The following is a 22193-nucleotide window of genomic DNA, read 5'->3' on the forward strand; positions in this document are numbered from 1 at the left end:
CCATGCTTTACGGCTTTGAAAATGTTATAAATAATCACCTCCCCTCTGGCTGCAGGAGCACCACAAATCACCTGAAAAAATGGGCTGAAGTCGGTTTATATAGACAAGATCATAGATCAAATATGTACTTCTGGCGGGAGGGAGCCGCCATATAACCGTTTCATAAATGGCTCCAAGTGATTCACCTTTGCCTGTTATATGGATACCAAATGAAAAAAGCCCCGTTCGAAAAAGAAATCGCGCGATTGGAGGCAGTGGAATATCACCAAGAGAGTGAAGCTCGATGTGCGAAAGACAGCTTTTTTGAATAGGGAAAAATTCATTCAAGTACGAGTATCTGAAGAAAATCGCAAAATAAAAGATTTAATCATAAAAAACTGCACATTATTTCAGAAAAGGAGCCAATCATTTGCTCCACCCTTCCTGAAATAATGTGCAAATTAACAATACCTTCAGTCCAATCAAAGTACCTTTTTAAATCAGATAGTAAACACTTTAAAAATCTACATATCTGTAAACCATTGAAGCGGAACGGTAACAATGGACGGAAACAGAATAAGCAGTAAAAGAACAAGTGTTTCTGCAAGTAAAAAAGGCCATATTCCTTTCATAATGTCCTCCATTCCTATCTTTCCAACCCCACAAGCGACATTTAACACAGTACCAACTGGAGGAGTGAGCAATCCAATGCAGTTGTTCAGTATAAACAGCACCCCGAAGTACACCGGATCGATTCCCGCCTTTTCAATAATAGGCATTAAAACAGGAGTTAAAATCAGAACAGTAGGCGTCAAATCCATTGCCGTACCAACTAAAAGAACTAACGCATTAATTGCTAGCAGAAGCAGCAATTTGTTCTCGATTAACGGTCCAAGCATATCCGCAGCTATTGATGGAATATTGGCTACTGTTATCAACCAAGCTGACAACATTGCTGCTGCTACAAGAAACATTACAACGCTTGTTGTTTTTGCAGCAGCTACTAACACCTTAAACAAATCTTGTATTTTAAGTTCTCGATAAACAAACAACCCGACAAATAACGCATAAAATGCAGCTACAACAGCAGCCTCTGTCGGAGTAAAAATCCCGCCCCGAAGTCCTCCAACGATAATAGCTGGAAGTAAAAGCGCCCAAATAGCCTGACGGGTAGCAGACAATACTTCTTTTGCAGATTTTCGGGGGAAGACTTCTACCTGCTCTTTTCTTACCATTAACCACCAACAGACAACCAAGCATAAACCAATAAGAAGCCCTGGAATGATCCCTCCCATAAATAATTTTGTAATCGACACGCCGCTTGTTACCCCAAAAATAATCATCGGTATGCTCGGAGGGATGATCGGGGCAATAATACCGCCGGCTGCAATGAGCCCAGCAGACCGATTTCGGTCATATCCAGCCTTGACCATCATCGGAATCAGAATAGCGCCAAGAGCCGCCGTATCCGCTACCGCTGAACCGGATAAACCGGCGAAAAGGACGCTTGCCATGATCGCTACATATCCTAATCCTCCACGAATATGACCGACAAGAGACATGGCAAAGTTAATAATTCGATTAGAAATGCCTCCTGCGTTCATCAATTCTCCCGCAAGAATAAAGAAAGGAATAGCCATCATCGGAAAACTGTTCGCCCCATTAATGAGGTTCTGTGCCATAATTTGAGTGTCAAAAATATTCAGAAAAAACATGAGAGCAACACCGCTCACCAAAAGCGCAAACGCAATAGGCATCCCCAACGCCATGACACCAATTAATGAGCTGACAAAAACAACAAAAGCCATCTACCTCTCACCTCCTGCCATCCCTTGTTTTTTCCCATGATGTAATTCCACGATTTCTTCATGAACCGCTTCCATAATTTCATCTTCCGATTCTTTCATTCGGATAAGCTTTTCAAGCGTATTTGGCCGAAAGAGAGCCTGATAAATATTAAATATTACTATTATTCCCATTCCGATACTCACCACAATACCCATTCCATACACATAAGCGAGTGGCAAATTCGTGGCAGGAGCTCTGCTTTCCAAGCTGCTCATAGTGATCTTCCAGCTTCCATCCAGAAGCAACCACAGTACATAAAGAACAATCGCATTACTTAAAATAAATACAATTCGCTTTGCCCCAAGCGGCAGCTTTTTTAAGAGTACATCCACCCCTAAATGGTCGTTATCTTTCAAAGCACCGATGGCTCCTAAAAACACCATCCAAACAAATAGATATCGCGACATTTCTTCCGACCATGTAATGCCGGAATGAAAAGCATAGCGCAATACGACATTGCCAAAGACGAGAATTGCCATGGATGCTAAACATAACGCCATTAATATCTGCAACAGCTTATCTAGCATAAATGCAACCTTTTTCAACCGTACTTCCTCCTCACTTTCAAATAATTGGAAAATAACTCTTAAGAGTGAGCACACTCCTAAGAGTTAAATAGTGTCATCATTTATTTGCCTGCCTCCAATAATTTAGCAACTAGATCTTCACCAAATTCTTTTCCGTATTTTTTATAAATTGGCTGTACTTTGTCAATAAACGCTTGCTTTTGTTCATCTGTTAACTCTGTAACAACCATCCCCTCTTTTTCAATCTCTTTAAATAATTTTTCATCTTCTTCTGCATTTAACTGACGCTGATATTCTTTCGCTTCTTCAGCTGCTTTTTTTATGATCTCTTGTTCTTCGCTGGAAAGTGTTTTCCAAAACTTTTCGCTTATTAAAAACGGGCTTGCATTATACACGTGACCGGTTTTTGTAATGTACTTTTGAACCTCATACATTTTATTAGCTGCAACGTTTCCAACAGGATTCTCCTGTCCATCGACAACCCCTTGTTCAAGTGCAGTAAACAGCTCTGTAAAAGCCATTGGAACAGGATTCGCCCCTAATTCTTTCCACAGATCAATATGAAGCTTGTTTTCAAGCGTACGAATTTTTAATCCTTTAATATCATCGACACTTTTAACCTCTTTGACGTTGTTCGTTAAATGGCGAAACCCGTTTTCCCAGTAGTTTATACCAATAACACCTGTTCCTTCCAGATCTTTCATTAATTCTTGCCCAATTTCGCCATCCAAAACTTTGTAAGCGGTTTCTCTGTCTTTAAATAAAAAAGGTAAGTCCAATACGTTAAATCTTGGAGCGAAAGATGCGATCGGCCCAGTCGACATGGTTGATCCTTGAATAGATCCCATTTTTAATCCTTCAAATACTTCTAAATCCCCTCCGAGCTGTCCATCGGGATATACTTCAACTTTAATAGATCCATTTGTTTCTTTTTCGACGATTTCACCAAATTTATAAAGTCCTTTTGAGAGAGAGCGTTCTTTTGTAGTCGCCACTGCTAATTTCATAATTTTAGTTTCTGAAGATTTTGAGCCTGATTCATTATTTTCTCCCGAACTCGAACCGCTTGAACATCCGACTAACAGCAACAAACAAGATATTAAGATGAAAGAAATTTTTTTCATTTTTTCACACTCCTATCTTACAATCAATTTGATTTTCGAAAGGTTTATAGTTTTGATTTTATTAATAACTAGGCGTTTGGGGGAGCAGAAAAGGGCTGACATGGCATGGATTATCCTCATTTCTACCCTGTCAATAACCCCTTTCTTAGTCCATCTTTTTGAAAATGATCGTTTTTGTTTTCCTGCAAAAAATTGCTTCTTTAATCTTCTGGCAGGCTTCCTTGCGGGCTATAGCACCACAACAACCAAAGCGGTTCATTTCCTGTATTAACATGCTGGTGATATTCGCCCTCGGGTATGAACATATAGTCTCCTTCTTTAAATGGACGGCGGTTTCCATTTCCATCAACCACTTCTCCTGAACCTTTTATAACTACGTCCATTTCTTCAGATTCTGGATGGTTGTGAAGGGAGCTTGCTTCCCCGGGGGAAAAAATCGTAATTCCAGCCATAATATGTTTAGATCCTACAGTTTGCGGGGTAATCAGCTGGAAAACCTTGCGAATCTGGTTCAACTCCGGCTTATCCAGCCCTAACCATAATGTTTTAGCGTCTTGAAAAGGATCAAGAACTTTAATTTTCATGCCTGCGCTCGTTTTCGGCATAATCAATTCCTCCTTCATAATTTAATTGGAAATGTTTTAATCCACTGAAACATGGTGAACTTTCCTATCCGGGGAATAGATGTCCATAATATTCCAATGTCCTGCTGTCGGCGTTGGTACATTGATCATCTCCACATCAATCACAAACGGTTTATTTGCTTCAATGGCCCGCTGCAATGCTGGCTTGAATTCCGCTGCAGCTTGAACTTTTACACCTTCCACACCGTAAGCCTTCGCAATGGCTGCATAATCAGGTGAATACGGCTTTCCATCTTTTCGAAATACCGTTCCGTAGGTTGTGTCGAAGTGGGCTTTTTCCAGTCCGGCTATGGTTCCAAAAGCATGATTGTTCATGATCACCCAGACAACCGGAATATTTTCTTCAACAGCGGTGGCAAGAAGCGCCGGATTTTGTCCGAAGCCTCCATCACCGACTAATGAAACGACCACTTTATCTGGATGTGCTATTTTTACTCCTAATGCTGCGGGCGCACCAAAGCCCATCGTGCAATAGCCCCCAGGCGTGAAAATAGTGCCCGCTTCATATACCGGAAATTGCTGTCCAACCCCATTTTTATTCCAGCCGACATCCGTTGTTATAAAAGCATTTCTTGGCAGCACTTCACGAACTTCTTGTAAAATCCGCTCCGGACGCATCGGATAGCAGTCATTGCGAATATGTTCCTCATTCTGTTTACGAAATTCTTGTTTATATTGAGAAATTTTCTGTTTCAGCTCTTTATTTTCTTTTCCCTTTGGAACGAGCTCTTTCGCCACCCGGTTTATTACGGAAAGCGCTTGTTTTAAATCTGCCACAATTCCGATTTCAGTCGGATAATTTCTTCCAATCTCGTTCGGATCAATATCAATATGAATCAATTTCGTTTTCGGAATGTTAAAGGTGTATTCCGGCTCCCAGGAGCTGCAATCCGCCTCTGAAAATCTTGTGCCGAGTGCTAAAATCAAATCTGCATGCAAACACATATCATTTACAAATTTTGTTCCCCAGAAGCCTGTCATGCCCAAGGCTAATGGATGATCGTCGGAAATGGCTCCCTTGCCCATTAATGTGTAGGCAACAGGAATGTCAAAATGTTCAGCTAATTCCTTCAATTCTTTGGAAGCATCGGCTAGCATAATGCCTCCTCCAGCATAAATCAATGGATTTTCCGCCTTGATTAGTTTCTCGACAATTTCTTTTGCAGTCTCGTTATCGATAGAAGGCTTATGCAACTTTTTCGTATGATGATTCAATTTTTCAAATAAAGCAATATCGACCTCCTTCGAGAAAATATCCATTGGCACAGATACTAAAACAGGTCCTGGTCTTCCGCTTTCAGCTAATTGAAATGCTTTTTCTAAAATTTCCGGAAACAGATCCGGCCGGTCAACCCGCCATGCACGTTTAACAAACGGGCGGTATATTTCGTATTGGGATGCATCTGCATGCAGGTTAATTTCTTGATGTGGGTGCTTTCCATAGAAATGACTCGGTACATCCCCTGCAATGACAACCATCGGAATGGAATCTAAAGCGGCATTTGCAACACCTGTTGCAGCGTTCGTCAATCCTGGTCCAAGATGGCTTAAGACAACTGCCGCTTCCTTTTTTGCCCTCGCATACCCGTCTGCCATATGTGCAGCAATTTGCTCATGCCTTACATTTACAAACTTGATGGAGCTTTTTTCTAAAGCGGCTAAAACAGCAATGTTTGTGTGGCCGCAAAGACCAAAAATATGTTCAACCCCGCGGTTTTCCAAATATTGAACGAGTTGATCGGAAACCAGCTTTTTCATAATTTTTCTGCCTCCTTAAAGCTTAAAATAACTTTTCCAGCATTTCCGGAAGCGGCCGTTTCATAAGCTTCCTTGTAGTCGGTAATGGAAAAAATTTTAGAAACAATTTGTTCGACGGAAAACTCAGGATCCCGTAGATATTCAATCGCTTGCAAATAGTCATCTGGAAATTGATAAATTATTGAACCATATATTGTGATTTCACTGCGCACAATATGAACAATCGGAAAATTCGCCTCCTGCGCCAGCCCAATCAAAACGACAGCTCCTCCTGGCTTCGCCAATTTTACAGCGCTTTCAACTGAAACCTTTGTACCGGCTGCTTCAAATACAACGTCAAACGTTTCAAGCGATTCAATCTCATGCGGCAAGAAAACTGAAATATCACCGATTTCTCTAACTAAATCAAGCTTGTGCTGATTGATGTCAATCGCTGTCACTTTTGCACCTAAATAATGGGCGAGCGCCGCTGCCAGCATTCCTTCATTCCCGCAGCCGACGACAGCTACCTTCATATTTTTTTCCACATTGACCTTTTTAAAGGCATGGACGATAACTGCGAGCGGCTCTACGAGAACTGCTTTTTTATTCGGTAAGTCATCAGGCACTGCTAAAACATATTTGGAAGAAATGTTAAACTCTTGGGCAAACCCTCCATCAATATTTACGCCTAACGATTTCTTGTTTCGGCATATATTTGTCAAACCTTTTTGGCATTGATCGCATACTCCACAAAATGTATTCGGTAAAACAACGCACCTTGTTCCAATTTTAAATGAAGCTTGTTCCCCTTTTTCCACAATCACCCCAACAAGTTCGTGGCCGGCGCGAACGGGATATTTTGCATAAGGGAGCTTTCCTTTATAAACACTTAAATCAGAACCGCAAATCCCTCCATATACTAATTGAATTTTTACCTCATCGCCTTTTGGAGCTGGAACTGAGTTGTTATGCCGCAGCTCTAGTTCGTTCGGTTTTTTTACATATAGCTCAATCAATCTGTACACCACCATGTTTGTTTCATTCAATAAGGATCTTGAAAAACAATCATCTTCATTTCTGTCATTTCCTGAATTGCATAACGCGGCCCCTCCCGGCCAATCCCGCTATTTTTCACACCGCCGTAAGGCCAATGGTCAAGCCGGAAATTTGAAGTGCCGTTGATTACAACGCCTCCTACTTCCAGCTCCTTAGCTGCTTGATAAATGACATCCATGCGGTTTGTAAATAATCCCGCTTGAAGTCCAAAGGACGAATTATTTGTTTCCGCTATTGCCTCTTCAATCGTACAATACGGAATAATGCTGACAATCGGGCCGAACACTTCTTCACATACAACTTTGCTTTGCTTCGGCGGATTCAGAAGAACAGTCGGCTCAACTGTCGCCCCATGCTGTTTTCCTCCGGTAATCAACTCGGCTCCGGATTGGACTGCTTCCTTGATCCAATTCATAACGCGTTCCGCCGCTTTCTCATCCACCAAACAGCCAATATCTGTATCCGGCGATAATGGATCTCCAACCTTTAATTGCTCCACTTTCTCTTTGAAAAGTTTTGTAAACGTCTCAACAACAGTCTCGTGTACATAAATTCTTTGAACGGAAATGCAGCTTTGACCGGAATTGCTGTAGCCTGTTAAGGCACATAAAGCTGCCGCTCTCTTTAAATCAGCATCTTCGTGTACAATGGTTGCGGCATTTCCTCCTAGCTCTAACAGCACTTTTTTCATTCCAGCCAAGTCACATATATTACGGCTGGCAGCAACTCCTCCTGTAAACGAAATAACATTGACCCGGTCATCCTGAACAATTTGCTGTCCAACTTCTGCTCCTCCGAGCACCATATTAATACCGTGTTTTGGAAAGCCTGCTTCAAGCAGAAGTTTCAGCAATTCCGCTGCAATTAAAGGCGTCTGAGGAGCAGGCTTTAACACAACACTGTTTCCGGCTGCAAATGCAGGTCCGATCTTATGACAAATGAGATTTAACGGCGCATTAAATGGGGTGATAGCTGCAACAACCCCAACCGGAACACGAAACGTCATGGCCAATGCTTTCGTTCCGCGCTGCGAAGCGCTTCCCGGTATCGTTTCTCCGATCAGCCGTTTTGCTTCTTCCGCTGATTGTTCCAATGTTTCAACCGAGCGGGATACTTCATCCAATGTGTTTTTCAATGGCTTGCCGAGTTCCTCGGAAATAAATTTTGCGAATGTCTCTTTTCTGCTGTCTAGCAAGGAAGATGCTTTTTTTAAAATATTGGCTCTCTCGTAAACTGGAATTCCTGCAATCTCTTTTTTTGCTTGAAATGCTGAGGATAAAGCATTTTCAACATCTTCCTTTGTTGACAGCAGCTGCTCACCGATTATTTCGCCAGAATAAGGGCTCCGCACCTGTACTACTGGCCGCCCCGAATTGATCCAACATCCGTTAATAAATGGCTGAGCTTTTCTCATCTAATCACCTGCTTATCACATCGATTTGGCTCTGTTTACTCTTCTATTAGATCGATCCAATATCCGAGCTTTTTAGATCGATCTAAAATCCTGTTAGATCGATCTAAAAAAATATTTATTGTTGAGAATTTTGAAAATAATCTCTTTTTAAGAAGATTATAAATTTTATTGTAAACGGTGTCAATACATAAAAAACATTTCAACAAAACATGCTACCACAATGCCGAACCCAATGTACCCTAATGCAAAAATCATATTCCATGAACCGATCCGATAAGATTGTACGCTTAATTCATCAGACAAAATTGATACTGATATATTAAAAGGGCTGAACATCACAGTCGACAAGCTGCTGCATATTAACACAATGGATAGCGGAATTGGTGGTATGTCGACTAAAAACGGCTGCAAGAGCTCTGCCAATAAAGCAAAACCTACTAAAGGGTGAAAACCAATTAACGATGTAATGAAAAAATAAAGTCCTATTGTACTATATAAAATCAACGTCTTTTCAGTTCCTAATTCAAAAACAGGTTTTAAAAATGATAGCAATTGCGAGTCTGCCAGCATTTCTACAAATAAACCTGCTCCCAAAAACATGAAAAAGTAATTGGCTAATCCCCTTGTCCGCTCTTTCCAATGCTGGATTGCAACTGTAAAATATCTTTTTCCTTTTTTAATAAACAAAGACCAAATAGCAGAAAATGGGATAATCAATAATACAACAGAAAACAGAAAACCTTTTTGTAAAAAATGTTGAACAGTCGACACCATGAATATCAACAAAAGCAGCATTCCGATTAATTCAAAAGCTTTTTTATAACCCTTTTTCTTATTAAAAAAATGAGGCGTATGAAAGGCGATTTGGATACCTTTATATTTATACGAAGACATGAGCCAATCAAACCCAAGCATTATGATTGCCATCGAAAGCAAAATTGGAAAAATGATAAAATACTGCACTTTTGTAATGTCTATCGTTGAACTCACCATCACCTCCATCGGGCTCCAAGTAAGACATAAAGCATAGGCGCGCAGCAAGTTTTGCGAATAAAATTTCGTTAGCACTTTTTTGGGCAAATCATGCAGTATAACATTTAATGATTTAATAAGAAGGGGGGCTGTAGCAATATTTAAAAATAGACCGAGTATATGACAAACTCCTGAGCTTCGCCGATATAAATGGTTCAGATCAGCAGCTTGATCCTGAAGTAACAAGCTTAAATGTTTATCATACCTTCCGACACGAATGATGGAATTCATAAATGGCAATACAAAAAACAATGAAAGCAAACCAAGCACTTGCTCAAAATGCAAAATAAACGTATGCCATGGCTGCTTACTTTGAATAAATAAAACAAATCCAATCAATAAAAATATGGCACCTGAAATGAGATATAGTCCTCTGGCATAAACCGCTGAAATTGCGAGTGCTACCAAAGCGACAGCTCCAGTGCTATAGCTTATGACTGGAGCATGAAAAAAACGAGATAAAATATAAATAGCTATCAAAACTGTATACACAAAAATGCGCAAAACCTTTCTCTCATCCTTTCTTTCTTAAAATATACTAATACATAATCTACGGGATCTTCCCTTAACATAATACAGTCTATCAAACACATAAACATTTTTACAAAACAAAAAGTCCGGACTCGATATGCCGGCATCTTTTATATGAAAAAACGCACTCTGATAACACGCCGATCCAAAAAATATAAATGCCTCCTCTCCCAAAACGGCTTGAGAAATGGAGGCAGAAGTGAATCATTATTTACATTCTTCTTAAATAATCCCCGGCTTTATCCGCTGGCAAAGGTTTACTGAAATAGTATCCTTGCATAATATGACAGCCCTTCCCTAGCAAATATTTGAGCTGAACATTTGACTCGACCCCTTCTGCAATGACATCCAAATTTAGAGAATGAGCCATTGCGATGATGGCGTTGACGATTGGATTTTCCTTTTGCCCCTGCCCGATTTGCTGTATAAACGAACGGTCGATCTTAATTGCATTGACAGGAAGTCTATTCAAATAATAAAGAGAGGAAAAACCTTTGCCGAAATCGTCCAGATGAATGTGCACACCTAATGATTGGAGCTTTTGAATAATTTTTACCGCATGTTCAAAATCTTTTATGGCCGTTGTTTCCGTTATTTCGATGACAAGCGAAGAATACGGCAGCTTGTATTTTGAAATCGATTCCTGGACTTGATGAACTAAATCACTATGAAAAAATTTACGTGCCGACATATTAACCGCAATTGTTAATTGTTGATTACTAAATTCCTCCTGCCAGCATTTAAGCTGTTTACACGCTTCATCCAATCCTAAGTTTCCTATCAATTCAATCGTATTATCTTCTTCAGCCAACTCAATAAATTCTGATGGAGATAGAAACCCTTTCTCCGGGTGATTCCATCGAACTAAAGCCTCAAACCCGATGGTTCTCCTTTGAATGATGTCAACTTTCGGCTGATAATATAAGACAAACTCGTTCTTGGCAATACCGCGCCGCAGCTCCTGCTTCAAAAGAAAACGTTCGTAATGATGTTCCATAAAAGATTGATAGAAGCGATATGTGCTTTTCCCATCCTTTTTTGCCTCATACATGGCTAAGTCAGCATGATGGATCAGTGTGTCTGCATTGTGGCCATGCTCAGGAAAAAAAGAAACTCCTATGCTTACTGTGATAAACACAGCATTTTCTCCTAAAATTAGTGGATATTGAAGCTCATTGACAAGGTTTGCAGCTAAATTATAAACTTGATCCTTTTCTACATCTCTCAGCATGATGACAAATTCATCGCCGCTATTGCGGCAAAGAAGCGCGTTTTCGTTTTTCATTATGTCTTTTAATCGTTTTGCAAATTTGACTAACAGCTCGTCTCCCTTCTTATGCCCGAAAGAATCATTGATCATTTTAAAATTGTCAATGTCAATAAAGAAAAAGCCTCTTTTTATTTCAGGATGTTTTCCTATTTCTTCATCAACCATTTTTCGAAAAGTAGCCCGTTCTAATAAATTAGTCAACGAATCGTAGTGTGCCAGCTTTAATAATCTTTTTTCCTTTTTATTCCTAGCTATTTCCTTCGCAGTCCGATCCCTAAACAAGCGAAAAATCGTTTCGGCTTTCTCCTTTGTCTCCGTCGTCTCTATGTTTATAATAAAAATGAGCCCAATGATCTCCCCTTTGCTGCTTTTAAGAGGTATTTCCAAATAACCGGCGCCTTCTATATCTCCCTTTAATCTAGAGAATAACTGGTGAATTAATTTTTCGTAAAAGCTCGCTTCCTTTAAAGAACTTTCCAAAGCTAGTATTGGCTGAACATCTCCATCAGACAAATTTCCGTTTCGATACATTGCTAGTACATTTATTTTTGAAGATGTTTCGTCCACTTCTCCGACAAGGACTATTGGCGCATGTAATGTTTCTGCAATATACTTAACAAGGGAGCGAAAGTATTCTTCTCCAACATGAGTCAGCACTTCAACAGCCCGTATACCCAGCACTCTCTCAATCTCTTCCAGAGCTTCGTGTCTTTTCATCCCCACTACGATACCCTCCACATAATACGATTCCATTTTCAAGCACCTTATACAGAAAATAGAAGTTACATTTATAGTAATAAAATACAGGAAATTTGTCATCTGATAGATGCCAAAAAATAGCTAAAAAGAAGGATAAAAAGCATGCGTTTGGTTAAACTTCAAATAAATTTTGTCAGCAGCAAAAGTGACAAACTTGACTTTTCTTTAAATTGAGACTCGCAATGATAACGCTTTAAAATTTAAAATGTAGAAACATTATTCTAAAAAAATAAAAGGGGTGAACACAATGGCAGAATCAAATATTAAAGTAAAAATACAGAGATTCGGCAGTTATTTAAGCGGAATGATTATGCCAAATATCGGCGCATTTATTGCGTGGGGACTCATCACTGCGTTATTTATACCGACTGGTTGGACACCAAATGAAGCTTTAGCAAAACTAGTGAATCCGATGATACAATATTTGTTGCCGCTTCTAATTGGTTTTACCGGCGGGCGCATGGTGTATGATCTGCGCGGAGGAGTTGTGGGTGCAACCGCAACGATGGGAGTAATCGTTGGAGCGGACATTCCAATGTTTTTAGGTGCCATGATAATGGGGCCTCTTGGTGGGTATATTATAAAGCAAGTGGACAGACTGTTCCAAGGAAAAGTTAAATCCGGATTTGAGATGCTTGTCAACAATTTTTCAGCTGGTATTGTCGCTGCTATTTTAACGATTATTGCTTTTTTAGGAATCGGCCCGATTGTCTTAACTTTGAGCGGCATTTTGGCAGGTGGAGTTAAATTCATTGTCGATGCCAACCTGCTTCCGCTCGCAAGTATATTTATCGAACCCGGAAAAGTGCTGTTTTTAAATAATGCGATTAATCATGGAATTTTAAGCCCGCTCGGAATTGAACAAGCAGCAGAAACAGGCAAATCCGTTTTATTTTTGCTTGAAACGAATCCAGGGCCAGGTCTAGGAATTTTGCTTGCCTATATGCTGTTTGGAAAAGGAAATTCTAAACAAACTGCTCCTGGTGCAGCCATTATTCACTTTTTGGGCGGAATTCACGAAATTTACTTCCCTTATATTTTAATGAGACCATTATTAATTTTAGCTGCTATTGCCGGTGGAGCGAGCGGAGTGTTAACATTCTTACTTTTTGATGCCGGACTTGTGGCAGTGCCTTCACCGGGAAGTATTATTGCATTAATGATTATGACTCCAAAAGGACATTATATAAGTGTGTTGGCTGGTGTTATTGTTGCAACTGCTGTTTCATTCCTCATCTCAAGCATCATCTTAAAAGCAGCGAAAGCAGACAGCGAGGAAGACTTATCAGCAGCAGCAGAGAAAATGCAGCAATTAAAAGGTAAAGAAAGCAAAGCAGCAGAAATGCTCACAAATCAAGCGCAAAAAGACAGCGGAGATGCCGAGCTGCAAGAAAATGAATTAGCCAATGTCCAAAAGATTGTTTTTGCTTGTGACGCAGGCATGGGATCCAGTGCAATGGGCGCTTCCATTTTGCGAAACAAAGTCCAAAAAGCTGGGTTAAATATCGAAGTAACAAACACTGCCATCAACAATTTGCCTGATGACGCAGACATTGTATTTACACATAAAGATTTAACAGATAGAGCAAAAGCAAAGCTTCCTAATGCAACACACATTTCTGTTGAGAATTTCTTAAACAGTCCTAAGTACGATGAACTGCTAGAAAAATTAAAAGAACAGTCATAAGCAGATTGCACAGCAGTGCACTTTAAAAGGGGTGAATTCCATGTACTTGCGGGCGAGAGAACGGGAAATCATCGAATTAATGCTGCAGGAGGACCGACACATTTCCACAAAAGAGATCGCTGAACGATTAAACGTCAGCTCAAGAACAGTTCACCGGGAGCTTAAAAATATAAAAAAAGTGATAAAAAAATATGGTCTTTATATTGACAGCCTGCAAGGAAAAGGAATTCGCTTATTCGGTCCATCGCTGCGGAAACAAAATTTATTAAAAGATATCCGATCTGGAGAGCACACAGACTTTAGCCAGGAAGAAAGAAAAGTGCTCATCCTATGTTCACTTTTAGAGGCCAGCGAGCCTCTAAAACTGTTTACACTAGCTGAAAAATTAAACGTCACTTCTGCAACCGTAAGCAATGATTTAGATCAAATCGAAGAATGGATTGCTCAATTTGATTTGAAGCTCATCCGAAAAAGAGGATACGGAATAGAACTCATTGGACCAGAAAATGGAAAGAGGGCTCTCCTTGGAAACATTATAATGGAGAAATTGGATGAAAAAAGTTTTTTGCAAGCAATTGAAAGGCAGATAAAAGAAGAGAAAAATGAAAAAAGGGAAAAAATTTTTGAAATCATTGATGAAGAAAAAATAAAAACGGTTGAAGGAGTACTTGAAAATTTTCGGCAAACTATTTTATTTTCTATTGCGGACAGTGCCTATATTGCTCTTGCAGTCCATTTAATGCTTGCAGCGGAAAGAATCCAAAAAGGCGAAACGATCGATATCGATCCTCAAGTTTTTCAAGAATTGAAAGGCACAAAAGAATTCGAATCCGCCCGCATGATCGTCAAAGAATTGGAAAAAGCCTTTCAGGTCAAGTTCCCTGAAGCGGAAATCGGCTATGTCGCGACTCATTTATTAGGAGCGCGCAGAAAAGAAGATAAAGATTTTTCCTTCTTTGATGTAGATGTAGACATTTCAAGAAAGGTCCATGCGCTCATTGAATTTGTTTCCAACAAAACCGGCTTTCCCTTGACGGAAGATCAATCTTTATATCAAGGGTTGGTAGCCCATTTTGTCCCTGCTATTACACGTTCAAAAGAGAAGATTCATACGCACAATCCTCTGCTGCAACAGATCAAAACAAAATTTTCCACCCTTTTCGCGTCTGTCGAAGAAGGGGTAAAAAAAATCTTTTATGATCTTCAGTTATCAGAGGATGAAATTGGCTTTCTCGTACTGCATTTTGGCTCCGCTTTAGAATCAAAGATGGAGAATATTTCGCTGCAGGGATTAGTTGTTTGCCCCAGCGGAATCGGTTCTTCCAAAATGCTGGCAACGAGACTTCGCAAGGAATTTCCTGAAATAGAAAACATTCATATTGCTTCTCTTATTGATTTAAAAAGGCTGGATGTCAGCCAATACGATATTATTATTTCAACTACCGATCTTCCGTATCGTCATGTGTCATATATTACAGTTAACCCGCTGTTAAATGAGCATGATATCGCCAAAATAAAAAGGTACATGAATGAAAAGCTGACAGAATTCAAAAGAAGCGAAAACAATGTTCCGGGCATTCCTTTCCGGAAAAATCCTTCAAACGATATGATTCACATCATCGATCAATTTTTTGAACTGGGCGATATTATCAAAACAGTTTTGCTCCATTTCAATGTGAGCTTGCTTGAAAATACAGGACAGCATAAAAAAAATCTTTTGGAAATCGCCCGCACATTGCATAAAGAAAAATTGATCACAAATGATGAATCCGTTGCGAAGAAGCTTTTGGCGAGAGAACAAAAAGGAGGATTGGGAATTCCCGGGACAAAAATTGCTTTATTTCATTTAAAAGATGAAGAAGTATTGATTCCTTTATTTCGTATTTATGATTTGGACAAAGCGGACAACGTCCTCGGAATGGACGGAAATGCGATGGAAATCAGCCGGATATTGCTGCTTTTAGCTCCTGAACAGCTAACTCAAAATAAGCTGGAAATATTAAGCCAAATCAGTTCATCTATTATTGAGAGCAATAGCAGTTTAACACTATTTGAAAGCGGAGATGAAGCAGCTGTCTATCATAAGCTGAATGAGATTTTCCATCGTTATATGAAAGAAAAATTTTTTAATTGGAGTGACTAAGATGAAGCAAATATTAACAGCAGAGAATATTGTTTTAAATGCAAAAGTGGACAATCAGGAGGAAGCTATTAAATTAGCTGGAAAGGTTCTTGTGGAAAACGGCTATGTGAACGAACATTATATCAGTAAAATGCTTGAAAGAGAACAAATCACTTCCACATACATGGGAAACCATATAGCTATTCCTCATGGAACAGAAGAAGGAAAAAAAGACATTTTATCATCAGGTATTTCCATTATTCAAATTCCTGAAGGTGTAGAATATGGAGAAGGCAACATTGCTAAAGTAGTGTTCGGAATTGCCGGAAAAGACAACGAACATTTGGAGCTCTTGTCGAAAATCGCCATCCTTTGCTCAGAGGAAGAAAATGTTGACCGTATCATCAATGCAGCGACTAAAGAAGAATTAATCAATTTATTCAATGAGGTGGAATAAACATGATCGCTTTGCAGTTCGGCGCTGGAAATATAGGAAGAGGATTCATCGGCGCTCTTCTAAATCAAGCTAACTATGAAATATATTTTCTTGACGTGAATGAAAATCTAATCTCTGAGCTAAATAAAAGAGGAAGTTATATCATCGAATTAGCCAGCGAAAAAAAAGAAACAATCACCGTCACAGGTGTAAAAGGAATTAACAGTGCAAAACAAACTGACAAAGTTATCGATCTCATTTGCCAAGCTGACTTAATTACAACGGCTGTCGGTCCAAATATTTTAAAAATCATTGCACCGACAATCGCTTCAGGACTTAAGGAACGATTTAAACAGTCAGTCCAGCCTTTAAACATTATTGCATGTGAAAATATGATCGGCGGCAGCCAATTATTAAAAGAAGAGGTACGCAAATCGCTTACAGATGAAGAAAAACAAAAATTGGATCAATATGTTGGCTTTCCTAATGCAGCTGTCGACCGCATCGTTCCATTACAAACCCACGAGGACCCTTTAAAAGTTTCTGTTGAACCATTTTTTGAATGGGTCGTGGAAAAAACAGACATAAAAGGAAGCTTGCCAAATATTCAAGGAATCACCTATGTTGACGACTTAAATCCATATATTGAGCGCAAGCTATTTACTGTCAACACTGGACATGCTACTGCAGCTTATTTAGGCTATTTCAAAAATATAGAAACAATCGACAAAGCTGTATTGGACCCGTTTGTCCGCCCAATTTTAGAAGGCGCGCTAGCTGAAACCGGCGACATGCTGGCGAAAACTTATCATTTTGATCGTTCCGAGCATCAAAAATATATCGATAAGATTATCTCTAGATTTGAAAACAAACAAATTTCCGATAATGTCACTAGAGTAGCCAGATCACCTATTCGCAAGCTTGGCGCAAACGACCGATTAATTTTACCAGCAAAAAGATTAATGGAATTCGGTCAAAAACCTGAAAATCTTGCAACAGCCGTAGCAGCTGCGCTATTGTTTGACTATAAAGAAGACCAAGAGGCAGTCGAATTGCAAGAAATCATTAAAACAAAAGGAGCAGCTGCAGCTTTGAAGCAGTACAGCCAGCTTGACGAAAACGACCCGTTAACAAAACTAATTCTTGAAAAATATGAACAGCTCATCAAATTGAAATAATGTAAGCAGGATGGTTCATTCTGCCTGTTTAAACACGGGGCTGTCCGATAAGTCCCTAAAATGAAGCAAGTGGAGAAAAACAATTCGTTTCTCTCCACTTGCTTTTATATTTTTTCGATTTTTATCTGAAAGTAGCTGGCGGATGCCGGCTACTTTCAGGAAGTTGTGGGCTAATGCCACAATCCCGTCAATCAAATGTAATGAACAAGAAAACATATTCATCATTCACAATCAATACTAAAACTATACAAAGAAGGCTGACTCAACATCGCTGAAAAGCAATGTGTTGAATCAGCCTTTTACTTTTGATTTCTCCGATGCTCTCTCCATGAATTGGAATATATGATAGGAAGATGCTGCGCTTTTTCCAAGGAATATACGTAAACAAAACCTTCTATATTTTGCCGGCTATCCTTGACCCAAACGCGCTCATACTCATTATTCGGCCGCCCTTCTATAAAATCCTCCAGCAAATCCATTTGCCTCAATCCTTCTTCTGTTACAATGAACCATTCACCGGCAACTTCATCTTCACCTTCATCAAGGACAAGCGCTGGATAATCTCCTACATCATATAGGCGTCCTTTCACATGTCCTCTTTCGCAAGAGATTAAATAAGGCTCTACAACATGATGATTTGCTTCCCCGACTAACAACGTTCCATACACAAAAACTTGATAAAGCATGGCAGCTCACCTCAAAAAGTTTAATCCGGTCAGTGAACATCGACACGTCAGTTGAAAAGAGCGATTTCCCACCTCAAAAATTCATAGCCGGTCAGCGGGACTATGAAAGCTAGTATGTAAAAAAATTTATTCCTAGGCGGCAAATCAATTGAAAAGAGCTACCGCCCCCACCTTAAAAAACATAACCAGCTAAGCAAGACCATGAAAACTGACATGTATAAAAATTTGTTCCCTAAGCGGCAAATGCACCGGTAAACTAATTGAAAAGAGCTACTACCGAATAATTTTCATAATCATCCGATTCAATACTTCGGAAAACACTAGTCCCATGGCGATGGCTCCTGATATGATAAAAGCTTTAGCTGCTAGTTCAATCGCCGTAAAATAGTCTTGCTCGACTACATGGCGCATGGCATCATACGCAATCCCTCCTGGGACAAGCGGAATAATACCTGGAACAGAAAAAATGATGATCGGCGCTTTATACATTTTCGTAAACAAGTGACTAATGAAGGCAACAAGAAGCGCTGAAATAAATGCAGCGATAATTAAATCCATCTTAAAATGAATCAAGAATAAATACGAAAGCCATCCAACTGCTCCCGCAATTCCGCATGCAAATAACGTCTTTTTTGGTACATTAAAAATAATTCCAAATGCAAATGCTGCAATAAAGCTTGCTGCAAGTTGTGACAGCATGACAACAATCCTTTCAATTAATAAATCGATAAAACGATGGCAATTCCTGATCCGATCGCAAAAGCTGTTAAAAACGCTTCAGCTCCCTTTGATAATCCAGCCACTAAATGTCCTGCCATCAAATCGCGGACAGCATTCGTGATATGCAGCCCCGGTACAAGCGGCATGACAGAACCGATAATAATTTTATCTAAATCGGTCCCGATGCCCAGCTTCACCTGCCAAATGGCTGTAAATCCAATGACAAACGATGCTAGGAACTCTGAAAAAAATTTAATTTTAGCAAAACGATGAACATAAACTAAAAATGCAAAACCTAAGCCGCCTGAAATCATGGCAGGAACAAAATCTGCCCACTTTCCTTGAAACATGATTAAAAACCAGCCGCTCAAGATGGAAACGGAGGTCAATTGCAGCCAAACTGGATATTCAGGTTTTGATTCGTCTATTTGCTTCAGTTCCAGCAAAGCTTCATCAACAGATATTTCACCCTGCGCCATCCTTCTAGAAATGTTGTTCACCATCGCAACTTTATTTAAATCTATTGTCCGTTCCAGCACACGTACAAGTTTTGTCTGTTCCATTTCGTCAATGGAAAATATAATTCCAGTGGGCATAGCAAAACAATGAGACTGCTTTACACCAAGGGATGTAGCCATCCTCTGCATCGTATCCTCAACGCGGTACGTTTCCGCTCCATTTTCAAGCATAATTTTACCAGCTAGCAAACAGGCTTCAATAATCTTGTTGGAATTTAATTGCACGCTAATCTCTCCAATAAACTTCATTTCCTATTATTATATCCAAGTCTTTTGGTAAGTGAATGGCAAAACGATTCAGCCTTTTATAGGTCTTTAAGTATTAAATCTTAGCACCTCATCGACCAAATGCTCAAGCTTTTTCTTCTGATCAATTTGGGACATCACCGCGTAAATCAGCGCTCGCCGCGGAACAGAAGATTGCAATTCTTCCTTTAGAAAGGATAGCAATTCCTTTTGCTCCTCATCTGCCGATTTTTTTATTTTATCAATTTGATTGAAAAGGGATTCCTTTTTCTTTTTCCGATTCAAAGCCTCTTCCGGCTCCAGCCTTTCTACTATATCCGGATCAAATAGCTGATCCTTCGCTTTCACAACATTTTCCGCTATTTTTTCAATTCTTCTCAACGAATAAGCGATTATGCTGTTAATTTCTATTTCTGCTCCGGCAGTGACAGCGAAATGAATGGCGTTTTGAACCATTCCATACAACAACACGGCCAAATCAACCGAATACGGACGTATTTGTTCCCCGAATACTTCTGCAATCCTCTTCTGTGCCCAGCAAAGTTCATCAAAATGATACTGCTGCACCAATCCTTTAAGCTCTTCATCTTCTGACATCAGCACACCATAAAACAGAGCGAATAGTTTATTTTCTTTACTGATTTCCATCTTGACTTGAATTTGTTCGATAAACGCGTTTTTATCGTTTGCTTGCCTGCCAGCCAACACTTCCATTCTCCGCTGATCTGTTTCCATTTTAATCTTTTCAAAAATACTAATTAAAAGTTCTTTTTTCGATGAGAAATAATTATAAAATGTCCCTTTCGATATCCCGCTTTTATCTAAAATATCTTGAACTGATGTTCTCACAAATCCCTTTTCAACAAAAAGAGTATGCGCCGCTTCCATTACTTGTCTTTTTCGATCGTTCAATTTGACTGCACATCCTTTATGATTGAACTCAAAAATAAAAGTTATTGTTGATTTTTTTATACTATCAGTATATATTATTATTATCTTTTATAACAACAGTATAAAATAATATACTATAAGTACAAGGAGGATTCTCGCTTGACCAATCATGAAACATTAAACAAACCGCCTTATGGGATGATTGCCATTTTATTTGTTGGTGCCTTTGTGTCTTTTGTTAACGAAACGTTTCTAAATGTTGCACTTCCATCCATTATGAAGGATTTTGAAATATCTCCTTCATCCGCGCAATGGCTGTCAACAGGCTACATGCTGATTAATGGGATTTTAATTCCTGCCAGCGCATTCTTGTTGCAAAAGTTTACGAATCGCCAACTATATTTAACAGCAATGAGCTTGTTTACAGCCGGTACAGTGCTAGCTTCACTTTCGCCGACATTTGGCGTGTTATTGGTTGCAAGAATGTTTCAAGCGGCCGGTTCAGCGATCATGGCTCCCTTATTAATGAATGTCATGCTTGTCGCTTTTCCTGTTGAACGGCGCGGCACAGCAATGGGATTTTTTGGACTCGTAATGATCACTGCGCCAGCGATAGGGCCAACGCTATCCGGATGGATTGTTGAGCATTATTCATGGCGTACATTGTTTGACATCGTTATTCCGATCGCTGCTCTCACACTCATCCTTGCAATCTTTAAATTAAAAAACATTTTGCCTCAAAAACAAATATCTTTGGATATTTTATCGCTCATCTTATCAAGCATCGGGTTTGGCGGCATTTTATACGGGTTTAGCTCCGCCGGGGAAAAAGGCTGGGATTCCGTTTATGTATATGGAACCATTATTGTCGGAACGATCAGCTTAGTCTTGTTTATTGTGCGGCAATTAAAAATGGAAGAGCCTCTTTTGCAATTTCGAATTTATAAATATCCGATGTTCGCCTTATCATCCGCTATTTCGATCGTCCTTTCGATGACGATGTTCTCAGCGATGCTGCTTATGCCAATATATATTCAAACAATTCGCGGCATTTCACCTTTTGATTCCGGACTTTTAATGCTGCCGGGAGCAATCATCATGGGAATTATGTCGCCGATAACAGGAAGGCTTTTTGATAAATTTGGTGCTAGAGCGCTCGCCATTATCGGCTTATCTATTACCATTTTTACAACATATGAATTCAGCCACTTAACAATGGATACATCCTACAGCTTTTTAATGCTTATGTACTCATTAAGAATGTTGGGAATGTCGATGGTGATGATGCCCGTCATGGCAAACGGAATCAATCAGCTGCCGCAAACCATGAACCCGCACGCTACAGCGATGAACAACACGTTGCAGCAAGTTTCAGGAGCTGCTGGTTCAGCGCTGCTGGTCACGCTCATGCAAAACAAAGCAGAGTCGGAAGCGGAGCGATTGGCGCAATCCGCAGCGGGTGATCCAGCAAAAATGGCCGATATCATGAATGAAGCAATGCTAAATGGAATCAACTTTTCTTTCAAAATATCAGTGTTAATTGCACTGATCGCCCTCGTTCTCACTTTCTTTATCAAACGGGCAAAACCAGAAGGAGAAACATTTTTAAAACAATCCGCATCATAAAATAGAAAGCCTCTAGACTAAGTTCATCAGTCTAGAGGCTTTTTCATTCAAAATATCTAGATTTTCCAGCCGGAATTAAAAGGCAGCTTCAACAGCAGCTGAACATTTCATACCTATTTACTTATCATCAACCCTCTTATAATCAAAAAGCTGCAGAGA

The 22193-nt window shown here is 39.6% G+C and carries 19 protein-coding genes; 5 read left to right on the forward strand and 14 right to left on the reverse strand.

Translation table 11 applies throughout. The annotated features are described in order from the left end of the window. Positions 1-503: 503 nt before the first annotated feature. From RI196_RS16225 to RI196_RS16265, 9 genes are all read right to left on the reverse strand, one after another. Complete coding sequence (locus RI196_RS16225) at positions 504-1787, reverse strand: TRAP transporter large permease subunit (RefSeq protein WP_063386816.1); 1284 nt, start codon at positions 1785-1787, stop codon at positions 504-506. Further along, positions 1788-2354 carry a TRAP transporter small permease gene (locus RI196_RS16230; RefSeq protein ID WP_375338819.1) on the reverse strand — a complete coding sequence of 189 codons (567 nt, stop codon included), beginning with the start codon at positions 2352-2354 and terminating at the stop codon, positions 1788-1790. It abuts the gene before it with no gap. A gap of 101 nt (positions 2355-2455) precedes the next feature. Then, positions 2456-3478 carry a TRAP transporter substrate-binding protein gene (locus RI196_RS16235; RefSeq protein ID WP_311066534.1) on the reverse strand — a complete coding sequence of 341 codons (1023 nt, stop codon included), beginning with the start codon at positions 3476-3478 and terminating at the stop codon, positions 2456-2458. 200 nt (positions 3479-3678) lie between these two features. Beyond that, the gene (locus tag RI196_RS16240) at positions 3679-4083 is read right to left on the reverse strand and encodes a cupin domain-containing protein (RefSeq protein WP_242009354.1); all 405 of its coding nucleotides are present in this window, start codon (positions 4081-4083) and stop codon (positions 3679-3681) included. Positions 4084-4119: 36 nt separating this feature from the next. Then, a complete protein-coding gene (locus tag RI196_RS16245) occupies positions 4120-5880 on the reverse strand; it encodes a thiamine pyrophosphate-binding protein (protein ID WP_311066535.1) in 1761 nt (586 codons plus the stop codon). Then, positions 5877-6878: a zinc-dependent alcohol dehydrogenase gene (locus tag RI196_RS16250; RefSeq protein ID WP_066250038.1), complete on the reverse strand. Its 1002-nt coding sequence runs from the start codon at positions 6876-6878 to the stop codon at positions 5877-5879. The genes RI196_RS16245 and RI196_RS16250 overlap by 4 nt, the downstream gene beginning before the upstream one ends. A 26-nt stretch (positions 6879-6904) precedes the next feature. After that, a complete protein-coding gene (locus RI196_RS16255; RefSeq protein WP_311066536.1) occupies positions 6905-8332 on the reverse strand; it encodes an aldehyde dehydrogenase family protein in 1428 nt (475 codons plus the stop codon). Positions 8333-8512: 180 nt separating this feature from the next. After that, positions 8513-9772: a hypothetical protein gene (locus RI196_RS16260; RefSeq protein WP_311066537.1), complete on the reverse strand. Its 1260-nt coding sequence runs from the start codon at positions 9770-9772 to the stop codon at positions 8513-8515. A 334-nt stretch (positions 9773-10106) separates the two neighbouring features. After that, entirely contained in the window at positions 10107-11882 is a 1776-nt protein-coding gene (locus tag RI196_RS16265) for a putative bifunctional diguanylate cyclase/phosphodiesterase (RefSeq protein ID WP_311067370.1), read from the reverse strand. Positions 11883-12171: 289 nt separating this feature from the next. Here RI196_RS16265 and RI196_RS16270 point away from each other — a divergent pair, with 289 nt between their 5' ends. Genes RI196_RS16270 through RI196_RS16285 form a run of 4 tightly spaced genes read left to right on the forward strand, consistent with a single transcriptional unit; the run spans position 12172 to position 17347 of the window. After that, positions 12172-13611, forward strand: coding sequence for a PTS mannitol transporter subunit IIBC (locus tag RI196_RS16270; RefSeq protein ID WP_311066538.1), 1440 nt, complete (start codon positions 12172-12174; stop codon positions 13609-13611). 40 nt (positions 13612-13651) lie between these two features. Beyond that, complete coding sequence (locus RI196_RS16275) at positions 13652-15754, forward strand: BglG family transcription antiterminator (protein WP_311066540.1); 2103 nt, start codon at positions 13652-13654, stop codon at positions 15752-15754. Between the two features lies 1 nt (position 15755). Continuing rightward, complete coding sequence (locus tag RI196_RS16280) at positions 15756-16190, forward strand: PTS mannitol transporter subunit IIA (RefSeq protein WP_063386826.1); 435 nt, start codon at positions 15756-15758, stop codon at positions 16188-16190. Between the two features lie 2 nt (positions 16191-16192). Next, positions 16193-17347: a mannitol-1-phosphate 5-dehydrogenase gene (locus RI196_RS16285; RefSeq protein WP_063386827.1), complete on the forward strand. Its 1155-nt coding sequence runs from the start codon at positions 16193-16195 to the stop codon at positions 17345-17347. Between the two features lie 15 nt (positions 17348-17362). Here RI196_RS16285 and RI196_RS16290 read toward each other — a convergent pair whose 3' ends face one another. The 5 genes from RI196_RS16290 to RI196_RS16310 all read right to left on the reverse strand — a co-directional run bounded on the left by RI196_RS16290 (position 17363) and on the right by RI196_RS16310 (position 20429). Then, the gene (locus RI196_RS16290) at positions 17363-17572 is read right to left on the reverse strand and encodes a hypothetical protein (protein WP_311066541.1); all 210 of its coding nucleotides are present in this window, start codon (positions 17570-17572) and stop codon (positions 17363-17365) included. A 74-nt stretch (positions 17573-17646) separates the two neighbouring features. Next, positions 17647-18033 (reverse strand): gamma-glutamylcyclotransferase family protein, encoded by a 387-nt coding sequence (locus RI196_RS16295; RefSeq protein WP_311066542.1) that lies wholly within the window; start codon positions 18031-18033, stop codon positions 17647-17649. Between the two features lie 273 nt (positions 18034-18306). Beyond that, the gene (locus RI196_RS16300) at positions 18307-18732 is read right to left on the reverse strand and encodes a threonine/serine exporter family protein (protein WP_063386829.1); all 426 of its coding nucleotides are present in this window, start codon (positions 18730-18732) and stop codon (positions 18307-18309) included. Positions 18733-18749: 17 nt separating this feature from the next. Next, positions 18750-19520 carry a threonine/serine exporter family protein gene (locus tag RI196_RS16305; protein ID WP_063386830.1) on the reverse strand — a complete coding sequence of 257 codons (771 nt, stop codon included), beginning with the start codon at positions 19518-19520 and terminating at the stop codon, positions 18750-18752. Between the two features lie 66 nt (positions 19521-19586). Then, entirely contained in the window at positions 19587-20429 is an 843-nt protein-coding gene (locus RI196_RS16310; protein WP_144598416.1) for a TetR/AcrR family transcriptional regulator, read from the reverse strand. Positions 20430-20606: 177 nt separating this feature from the next. On the opposite strand from RI196_RS16310, the gene RI196_RS16315 reads away from it, so the two are divergent. Then, entirely contained in the window at positions 20607-22034 is a 1428-nt protein-coding gene (locus RI196_RS16315; protein WP_144598421.1) for a DHA2 family efflux MFS transporter permease subunit, read from the forward strand. Positions 22035-22193: the final 159 nt, after the last annotated feature.

The sequence above is a fragment of the Aeribacillus composti genome (assembly GCF_031760945.1).
In the GTDB taxonomy this organism is placed as follows: Bacteria; Bacillota; Bacilli; order Bacillales; family Aeribacillaceae; genus Aeribacillus; species Aeribacillus composti.

Coding starts and splice junctions, on each gene's coding strand:
- RI196_RS16225 (WP_063386816.1), bottom strand. CDS start 1,787: ATGGCTTTTGTTGTTTTTGTCAGCTCATTAATTGGTGTCATGGCGTTG.
- RI196_RS16230 (WP_375338819.1), bottom strand. CDS start 2,354: ATGCTAGATAAGCTGTTGCAGATATTAATGGCGTTATGTTTAGCATCC.
- RI196_RS16235 (WP_311066534.1), bottom strand. CDS start 3,478: ATGAAAAAAATTTCTTTCATCTTAATATCTTGTTTGTTGCTGTTAGTC.
- RI196_RS16240 (WP_242009354.1), bottom strand. CDS start 4,083: ATGCCGAAAACGAGCGCAGGCATGAAAATTAAAGTTCTTGATCCTTTT.
- RI196_RS16245 (WP_311066535.1), bottom strand. CDS start 5,880: ATGAAAAAGCTGGTTTCCGATCAACTCGTTCAATATTTGGAAAACCGC.
- RI196_RS16255 (WP_311066536.1), bottom strand. CDS start 8,332: ATGAGAAAAGCTCAGCCATTTATTAACGGATGTTGGATCAATTCGGGG.
- RI196_RS16265 (WP_311067370.1), bottom strand. CDS start 11,882: ATGAAAAGACACGAAGCTCTGGAAGAGATTGAGAGAGTGCTGGGTATA.
- RI196_RS16270 (WP_311066538.1), top strand. CDS start 12,172: ATGGCAGAATCAAATATTAAAGTAAAAATACAGAGATTCGGCAGTTAT.
- RI196_RS16275 (WP_311066540.1), top strand. CDS start 13,652: ATGTACTTGCGGGCGAGAGAACGGGAAATCATCGAATTAATGCTGCAG.
- RI196_RS16280 (WP_063386826.1), top strand. CDS start 15,756: ATGAAGCAAATATTAACAGCAGAGAATATTGTTTTAAATGCAAAAGTG.
- RI196_RS16285 (WP_063386827.1), top strand. CDS start 16,193: ATGATCGCTTTGCAGTTCGGCGCTGGAAATATAGGAAGAGGATTCATC.
- RI196_RS16290 (WP_311066541.1), bottom strand. CDS start 17,572: ATGATGAATATGTTTTCTTGTTCATTACATTTGATTGACGGGATTGTG.
- RI196_RS16295 (WP_311066542.1), bottom strand. CDS start 18,033: ATGCTTTATCAAGTTTTTGTGTATGGAACGTTGTTAGTCGGGGAAGCA.
- RI196_RS16300 (WP_063386829.1), bottom strand. CDS start 18,732: ATGCTGTCACAACTTGCAGCAAGCTTTATTGCAGCATTTGCATTTGGA.
- RI196_RS16305 (WP_063386830.1), bottom strand. CDS start 19,520: ATGAAGTTTATTGGAGAGATTAGCGTGCAATTAAATTCCAACAAGATT.
- RI196_RS16315 (WP_144598421.1), top strand. CDS start 20,607: ATGATTGCCATTTTATTTGTTGGTGCCTTTGTGTCTTTTGTTAACGAA.